Below are 7,587 nucleotides of genomic sequence, written 5' to 3'. Positions count from 1 at the left end.
TCAACAACCGCATCTACGGCCTCACCAAAGGCCAGTACTCCCCCACCTCCGAAATCGGCAAAATCACCAAATCCACCCCCATGGGCTCCCTCGACGCCCCCTTCAACCCCGTCTCCCTCGCCCTCGGCGCCGAAGCCTCCTTCGTCGCCCGCACCATCGACTCCGACCGCAAACACCTCACCGAGGTCCTGCGCGCCGCCGCCGACCACCCCGGCACCGCCCTCATCGAGATCTACCAGAACTGCAACATCTTCAACGACGGCGCCTTCGACGCCCTCAAGGACAAACAACGCGCCGAAGAAGCACTCATCCGCCTCGAACACGGACAACCCATCCGCTTCGGAGCCGACGGCTCGCGCGGCGTCGTCCGCAACCAGCAGACCGGCGACCTGGAGGTCGTGACCGTCACCGCACAGAACGAGGCCGGCATCCTCGTCCACGACGCACACACCGCCTCCCCCACCACCGCCTTCGCCCTCTCCCGCCTCGCCGACCCCGACACCCTGCACCACACCCCCATCGGCGTCTTCCGCTCCGTCCAACGCCCCGTCTACGACACCAAAATGACCGAGCAGCTCGACACCGCCATCGAACAACACGGCAAGGGCGACCTCGCCGCGCTGCTCGCCGGCGGCGACACCTGGACGGTCGTCGGCTGATCCAGCCGCTTCGGCGGCGCGGTCCTCACGAGGCCCGGGACTCGGCGTCCCGGGCCTCGACCTGTGCCCGGCGGCTCTCGTCGTACGACTCGCGGGCCTCCTCCACGTCGCCCATGCGGTCGTGGGTCCACTGGGCGAGCGCGCGCACCTGCTCGGCGCCCTCGCGGCCGAGGGGGGTGAGCGAGTAGTCGACGCGGGGCGGGATGACCGGCTTGGCGTCCCGGTGGACCAGGCCGTCGCGCTCCAGGGTCTGCAGGGTCTGGGTGAGCATCTTCTCGCTGACGCCCCGGCCCCCGTACCGGCCGATGGCCCGGCGCAGCTCGCTGAAGCGGTACGGCCGTTCGAGCAGCTCGATGAGGACCAGGACGCCCCAGCGGCTGGTGAGGTGTTCCAGGACGAGCCGGTGGGGGCACATCGCCTCGGCGTCCGCGACCTGCTTCCTTACTGCCATGCCAGTACCTTACTTCAAAGTGGGTACTTTCATTTGGTTAGCGCTGTCCTTAAGGTGAGTGCCACACCCACCCCCAAGGAGTTCTGCATCATGAGCATCGTCGTCACCGGAGCCACCGGACACCTGGGCCGTCACGTCGTGGAGCAGTTGCTGGAGAAGGTTCCGGCGGAGCAGATCACCGCCGTCGTGCGCGACCAGGCCAAGGCCGCCGACTTCGCGGCCCGCGGAGTCAGGCTGGCCGTCGCCGACTACAACGCGCCCGAGACCTTCGACGACCTGTTCGCCGCCGGCGACAAGGTCCTGCTCATCTCCGGCAACGAGTTCGACAAGGGCCGGGTGCAGCAGCACAAGGTCGTCATCGACGCCGCCAAGGCCGCGGGCGTCGCGCTGCTCGCCTACACCAGCGCCCCCGGCACCCTGACCGCCGCACTCGCGGACGACCACCGGGCCACCGAGGAGGTACTGCTCGCCTCCGGGCTGCCGTACAGCCTGCTGCGCAACGGCTGGTACCACGAGAACTACACCGAGAACCTGGCCCCGGTGCTGGAGCACGGCGCGGTCGTCCAGGCCGCCGGCGACGGCCGCATCTCCACGGCCTCGCGCGCCGACTACGCGGCCGCCGCGGTCGCCGTACTGACCGGCGAGGGCCACGAGAACACGACGTACGAGCTGGGCGGCGACGAGGCGTGGAGCTTCGCCGAGTACGCGGCCGAGCTGAGCCGGCAGACGGGCCGGGAGATCGGCTACAACGCCGTCCCCGTCGAGACCTTCCAGGAGATCCTGACCGGCGCCGGGCTGCCCGGGCCGTTCGCCGCGATCCTGGCCGGCGTCGACGCCTCGATCGAGAAGGGCGAGCTGGTCGTCTCCTCCGGCGACCTCTCCCGACTGGCCGGCCGCCCGACGACCCCGCTCGCCGAGGCCGTCGCCGCCGCACTCAAGGGCTGAACGCCCCTGGTGCGAGCCCTCAGGAGCCCCTCACCCCCCGCCTGTCATGACCGTATGGCGATACGGGCATGACAGGCGGGGGCCTTCGGCGCTACCTTCTTTCTCGCGTGCCGGATGACGCGAGAAGGAGGGGCCCGTGACCAGGACGTCCAAGGCAGAGCACCGGACCGGCCTGCTCAACGGTTTCGCCGCCTACGGCATGTGGGGCCTGGTGCCGCTGTTCTGGCCCCTGCTGAAGCCCGCCGGAGCGATGGAGATCCTGGCCCACCGCATGGTGTGGTCCCTGGCCTTCGTCTCCGTCGCCCTGCTCGTCGTACGGCGCTGGGCCTGGGCCGGGGAGCTGCTGCGCCAACCCCGGCGGCTGGCACTCATCGCGCTGGCGGCGGCCGTCATCACCGTGAACTGGGGCGTCTACATCTGGGCCGTGAACTCCGGCCATGTCGTCGAGGCCTCCCTCGGGTACTTCATCAACCCGCTGGTGACCATCGCGATGGGCGTGCTGCTCCTCAAGGAGCGGCTGCGGCCGGCGCAGTGGGCGGCGGTCGGCACAGGTTTCGCCGCCGTCGTCGTCCTGACGGTCGGCTACGGCCGTCCCCCGTGGATCTCGCTCTGTCTCGCCTTCTCGTTCGCCACCTACGGGCTGGTGAAGAAGAAGGTCGGCCTCGGGGGCATCGAGTCGCTGGCCGCCGAGACCGCGGTCCAGTTCCTGCCCGCGCTCGGCTACCTGATCTGGCTCACCGCCCACGAGAAGTCCACGTTCACCACGGGCGGCGCCGGACACTCCGTCCTGCTCGCCTCGACCGGCCTGGTCACCGCGCTGCCGCTGGTCTGCTTCGGCGCGGCGGCCATCCGCGTGCCCCTGTCCACGCTGGGGCTGCTGCAGTACCTGGCCCCCGTCTTCCAGTTCCTGCTCGGCATCCTGTACTTCCACGAGGCCATGCCGCCCGAGCGCTGGACCGGTTTCGCGCTGGTGTGGCTGGCACTGGGCCTGCTCACCTGGAGCGCGCTGCACTCGGCGCACCGGGCGCGGACGTCCGCGGCGGTGCTCGGCGTGCCCCGTGTCGAAGCGCCGGACTCCGCCCCGGTGGACGCCTGACCCGGCTATAAGTGGGGGCATGTCGACACAGCCGCCCACTCCGGTCCACTGGAAGCTCGTCATCGACGCCGCCGACCCACACGCCCAGGCCGACTTCTGGGCCGCCGCGCTGCGCTACGAGGCCGAGGACAACAGCGCGCTCGTCGAACGCCTGCTGTCCCTCGGTGCGCTGCCCGGTCGGGCCACGGTCGAGTACCACGGCCGCCCCGCCTTCCGGGACCTGATCGCCGTACGGCACCCCGACGACCCCTACGACCCGGACACCGGCACGGGACTGGGGCGGCGGCTGCTCTTCCAGCGCGTGCCGGAGACGAAGACCGGCAAGAACCGGCTCCACCTCGACCTCCACCCCGGCGACGGACGCCGCGCGGACGAGGTGGCACGCCTGCGGTCCCTGGGCGCACAGGTGCTGCGCGAGGTGAAGGAGCCCGCCGGGGAGTGGGTGGTGATGACGGACCCGGAGGGGAACGAGTTCTGCGTCCAGTAGGGCTGGGACGGGGCGGCCCTGGTCGGCTGCGCCGGGGGCGGACGGGTCCCGCTGTGCGGCCGGTTGCCTCTGTGCGGCCGCGGGGGGTTACGTCTGGGCCGCCTTGGCCGCGCGGTCGGCGAGGCGGAGCATGCGGGCCCGTGCGGATTCCAGGGGGCGTGGGTCGTCGGCCGCGGGCCCGGGCTCGGCGGTGAGGTCCGTCCACAGCTCGATGAGGTCCCGGCCGAGCCTGAGGCCCTCCTCCGGGGCGCGCACCGCGCGCCAGGCGGTGGCCGCGCTCTGCACGTTGCCGTAGGCCGCCTCCGCGTCCCGGGCCTGCCGGCGCAGCCGGGCGAGGTCCAGGGAGAGGTGGCAGGAGCGGACCGGATCGCCCGCCAAGTAGGCGATGTAGGCGCTCAGTTCGCGCAGGTGCAGCACCTCGGGGTGGCGGGGGCCCAGCACACCGGTGGCTTCGGCGACCGTGCGGTCGGCGAGCTCGGCCGCCGCCTCGATGCGGCCGTCCCGCACCGCCTTGTTGATCCGCCCCATCGGCTCGGTGAGCAACTCGGCGCCCTCCGCCGTCTCGGTCACGGGCTCGTCCCCGAGCACCTCCTCGGCGACGGCGTCGAAGCCACGGGCCGGGGTGGGAGTGGAGGCGGAGGAAGCGGCGGGGTCGGGCAGGGGGGCGGCGTGCGGGGCGGGCTGCGGCGCATGGGCGTCCGCCACGGCCGTCCGCGGCGAGGGCACGTCCATGACCGGCGCCGGCCCGAACTGCCCCGTGGGCGCCTGAGCGACGCCTGACGCACCGCCGCTCGGCCCGGTCGGCGGGACGCGCGGGGCGACCCGTGCCGGCACTCCCGCCACCCTGCTGGAGCCGTCCGCCGACACCTCGAGAGGGACGACACAGCCGACGCGGTCGTCGTGGATCGTGGCGCGTATCGGGGCGCCCAGGCTGATGGCCAGGCGCTGGAGGTGGTCGAGCACAGCCTGCTGGATCTCCTCGCCCGGCGCCGCCGCCACCGTCGTCCCGCCCACCGACGCGCTGCCGGCGCCGGTCACCCGAACGTGCACCACCGCAGGGTGTGCCGCGGGCTGCTGTGCCCGCTTCTTCTCGAAGCTGAGTCGAGACATCGGTTCCCTCGCTCCCCCGGCGTCGCGATCCGGTCGTACGCGTCCTGACAACCAGTCTGTCGGCTGCTCACGGCTCCTGCGTCACCACGACGTCACAGCCTCGCACCAGCCGCACCCCTGGAGGGTTTCGTTGTGTGTGCATATAATGCATGCGAATTTATTCGCTGTACGACAACATCCACCCTGGGGGACCCATGAGCCGCCGCTTCCTGTTCGTCCTGGGCAGTGCCCGCCTCGACGGCAACACCGAGCTGTTGGCCCGCACGGCCGCCGAGCAACTGCCCGGTGACGTCGAACAGCGCTGGATCCGGCTCGCCGAGCACCCGCTGCCCGACTTCGCGGACGTGCGGCACGACGCCGACCACGTACGGCCGCCCGCGGGCTCCGCCACCGGCCTGCTGCTCGACGCCACCCTCGCGGCGACCGACATCGTGATCGCCTCGCCGGTGTACTGGTACTCGGTGTCCGGCCTGACCAAGCGCTACCTGGACCACTGGTCGGGCTGGCTGCGCACTCCGGGCCTCGACTTCCGGGCCACTCTGGCCGGCCGCACGCTGTGGGGTGTCGCGGCGCTCGCGGACCGCGAACCGTCGGTCGCCGACCCCCTCGTGGGCACGCTCAACAACTCGGCCGCCTATCTGGGCATGCGCTTCGGCGGGGTGCTGCTGGGCAACGGCAGCGCGCCCGGAGACGTACGCAAGGACACCGAGGCGCTGACGCGCGCGAAGACGTTCTTCGCGCAGGAGCCGCCGCTCGCCCGCTTCCCGTACCAGGCCGCCTGAGATCCAGGCAGCTTGAGATCCAGGCAGCTTGAGATCCAGGCAGCTTGAGACCCAGGCCGCTTGAGACCCAGACCGCTTGAGACTTCAGGCGCCCTACGCGCTGATGTCCTTCGTCGTGAACCGCGCCCAGGCCGCCGAGCCGAACACGGCCGCGTACAGCGCCTGGAGGCCGAGGTTCTTCACCAGGTCGTCCCAGTAGACGGGGTCGCGCATCAGGTCGGCGAAGGACAGCCAGTAGTGCGAGAAGAAGTACGGCTGCAGCGCGTGCAGCTGCGGTATCTGGTCCAGGATCTGGATGGTGATGAGCAGGCCGACGGTGGTCGCCATCGCCGCGATGCCGCTGTTGGTCAGGGTCGAAACGAACAGGCCGAGCGCCGCGATGCCGACCAGTGAGGCCGCGACGACCAGGGCGATCAGCAGCGCCCGGCCGAGTCCCTCGGCGAAGCCGATGCGGGTGCCCGAGATGGTGGTGAGGTCGCCCAGCGGGAACAGCAGTGCCCCGACGATCAGCGCCGAGACGGCCACGACCAGGGTGGCCAGCAGGCAGAAGACCATGACGGTCGTGTACTTGGTGACCAGCAGGCGGGTGCGGCCGGCGGGGGCGACGAGCAGATAGCGCAGGGTGCCGCCGGCCGCCTCGCCCGCGATCGCGTCGCCCGCGACGACGCCGACCGCCATCGGCAGGAAGAACGGCAGCGTCGCGGCCAGGGCCGTGAACACCAGGAACAGGCCGTTGTTGGTGATCTGCGCGATGAATGCCGGTCCCCCGCCGCCGTCCGGACCCGAGGACGAGCCGCCGCGCGTCTCGATCTTCACCGCGATCCCGACCAGGACCGGGACCGCCGCCAGCACACCGAGCAGCGCGAGCGTGCGCCAGCGGCGGATGGTGGTCACCAGCTCGCTGCGCAGCAGCCCGAAGGTCCACAGCGGACTCGGCCGGCGCCCGGCCGGCGCCGGCGGTGCCTCAACCCGCGACATCGAAGCCCTCCCCCGTGAGTGCCACGAACGCGTCCTCCAGGGAGGCCCGTTCGAGCATGAGTCCGCGGACCCGTACCCCCGCCGTGACCAGCGCCGCGTTGACGTCGGCGAGGTCCCGCTCGGGCGGCTCGCCGGTGACGCGGTCGCCGTCCGCGGTGACGTCGCCGACGCCCTGCTCCTTCAGCACCCGCGCCGCGTCTCCCGGGTCCGGCGTGATCACCACCAGCCGGCTGCGTGCCCCGGCCGCCAGGTCGGCCACCGCGCCCTGCGTGACCAGGCGGCCCCGGGTCATGACCGCCGCGTGCGTGCACACCTGCTCGATCTCGTCGAGCAGGTGGGAGGAGAGGAAGACGGTCGTGCCGTCGGAGGCCAACTCCCGGACGAGGGTGCGGATCTCCCGCATGCCCTGGGGGTCGAGGCCGTTGGTGGGCTCGTCCAGGACGAGCAGCCTGCGCGGCTGGAGCAGGGCGGCGGCCAGGCCCAGGCGCTGCTTCATGCCGAGCGAGTACGCCCTGGCCTTCTTGCCCGCGGCGGCCGTCAGGCCCACCCGGTCCAGGGCGGCCGCGACGCGGGCGCGCCGGGTGCGCGGGTCTGCGGTCGGATCGGCGGCGTCGTAGCGCAGCAGATTGTCCCGGCCGGAGAGGAAGCCGTACAGCGCCGGGCCCTCGATCAGCGCGCCGACCTGCGGCAGGACGGCGCGGGTGGCGCGCGGCATGGGGCGGCCCAGGACGCGGGCCGTGCCCGAGGTCGGCTCGATCAGCCCCATCAGCATGCGAATGGTGGTGGTCTTGCCCGAGCCGTTCGGGCCGAGGAAGCCGAAGACGCTGCCCGCCGGGACGGTCAGGTCGAGACCGTCCACGGCGAGCTGCCCGCCGCGGTAGCGCTTGGTGAGGCCGCGCGTGGCGATGACGGGCACCGGCGCGTCCTCGGTCTGCTGCACCGCGGCGGACGGTCCCGCCTCGGCCCGCTGCTCCGCGGCCGACCGTCCGTCCTCGACCCGCTGCCGCGCGGCGGACGGTCCGTCCCCGGAATGCTGATCGCTGGCGGACGGTCCGTCCATCGGCTCCCCCTTCGACTCG

Annotated in this window: 9 protein-coding genes; 5 read left to right on the top strand and 4 right to left on the bottom strand. The window is 72.1% G+C overall.

The genetic code is table 11. From position 1 onward, the window contains the following. Positions 1-659 (top strand): thiamine pyrophosphate-dependent enzyme (locus ACZ404_RS33660; protein ID WP_468446608.1); only part of this gene is annotated, 659 nt, incomplete at its 5' end. Between the two features lie 25 nt (positions 660-684). Here ACZ404_RS33660 and ACZ404_RS33655 read toward each other — a convergent pair. Further along, positions 685-1,110, bottom strand: a complete 426-nt coding sequence (locus ACZ404_RS33655) for a winged helix-turn-helix transcriptional regulator (RefSeq protein WP_468446606.1) — start codon at positions 1,108-1,110, stop codon at positions 685-687. A gap of 90 nt (positions 1,111-1,200) precedes the next feature. On the opposite strand from ACZ404_RS33655, the gene ACZ404_RS33650 reads away from it, so the two are divergent. From ACZ404_RS33650 to ACZ404_RS33640, 3 genes are all read left to right on the top strand, one after another. Next, the gene (locus tag ACZ404_RS33650) at positions 1,201-2,055 is read left to right on the top strand and encodes an SDR family oxidoreductase (RefSeq protein ID WP_468446604.1); all 855 of its coding nucleotides are present in this window, start codon (positions 1,201-1,203) and stop codon (positions 2,053-2,055) included. Positions 2,056-2,254: 199 nt separating this feature from the next. Further along, positions 2,255-3,151, top strand: a complete 897-nt coding sequence (rarD, locus tag ACZ404_RS33645; RefSeq protein WP_468446624.1) for an EamA family transporter RarD — start codon at positions 2,255-2,257, stop codon at positions 3,149-3,151. Between the two features lie 19 nt (positions 3,152-3,170). Then, a complete protein-coding gene (locus tag ACZ404_RS33640) occupies positions 3,171-3,638 on the top strand; it encodes a VOC family protein (RefSeq protein WP_468446602.1) in 468 nt (155 codons plus the stop codon). Between the two features lie 87 nt (positions 3,639-3,725). Here ACZ404_RS33640 and ACZ404_RS33635 read toward each other — a convergent pair whose 3' ends face one another. Then, entirely contained in the window at positions 3,726-4,748 is a 1,023-nt protein-coding gene (locus ACZ404_RS33635) for a hypothetical protein (RefSeq protein WP_468446600.1), read from the bottom strand. A gap of 194 nt (positions 4,749-4,942) precedes the next feature. Here ACZ404_RS33635 and ACZ404_RS33630 point away from each other — a divergent pair, with 194 nt between their 5' ends. After that, the gene (locus ACZ404_RS33630; protein ID WP_468446622.1) at positions 4,943-5,530 is read left to right on the top strand and encodes a flavodoxin family protein; all 588 of its coding nucleotides are present in this window, start codon (positions 4,943-4,945) and stop codon (positions 5,528-5,530) included. Between the two features lie 93 nt (positions 5,531-5,623). Here the strand turns inward: ACZ404_RS33630 and ACZ404_RS33625 are convergent, their stop codons facing one another. Both ACZ404_RS33625 and ACZ404_RS33620 read right to left on the bottom strand, forming a co-directional pair. Beyond that, positions 5,624-6,508: an ABC transporter permease gene (locus tag ACZ404_RS33625; protein WP_468446598.1), complete on the bottom strand. Its 885-nt coding sequence runs from the start codon at positions 6,506-6,508 to the stop codon at positions 5,624-5,626. Further along, positions 6,495-7,568: an ABC transporter ATP-binding protein gene (locus ACZ404_RS33620; protein WP_468446596.1), complete on the bottom strand. Its 1,074-nt coding sequence runs from the start codon at positions 7,566-7,568 to the stop codon at positions 6,495-6,497. The genes ACZ404_RS33625 and ACZ404_RS33620 overlap by 14 nt, the downstream gene beginning before the upstream one ends. Positions 7,569-7,587 lie beyond the last annotated feature (19 nt).

The sequence above is a fragment of the Streptomyces sp. NPDC030798 genome, assembly GCF_055572275.1.
Note: the sequence above shows the minus strand (reverse complement) of the source record. Positions and strands in the feature narration are given on the sequence as shown.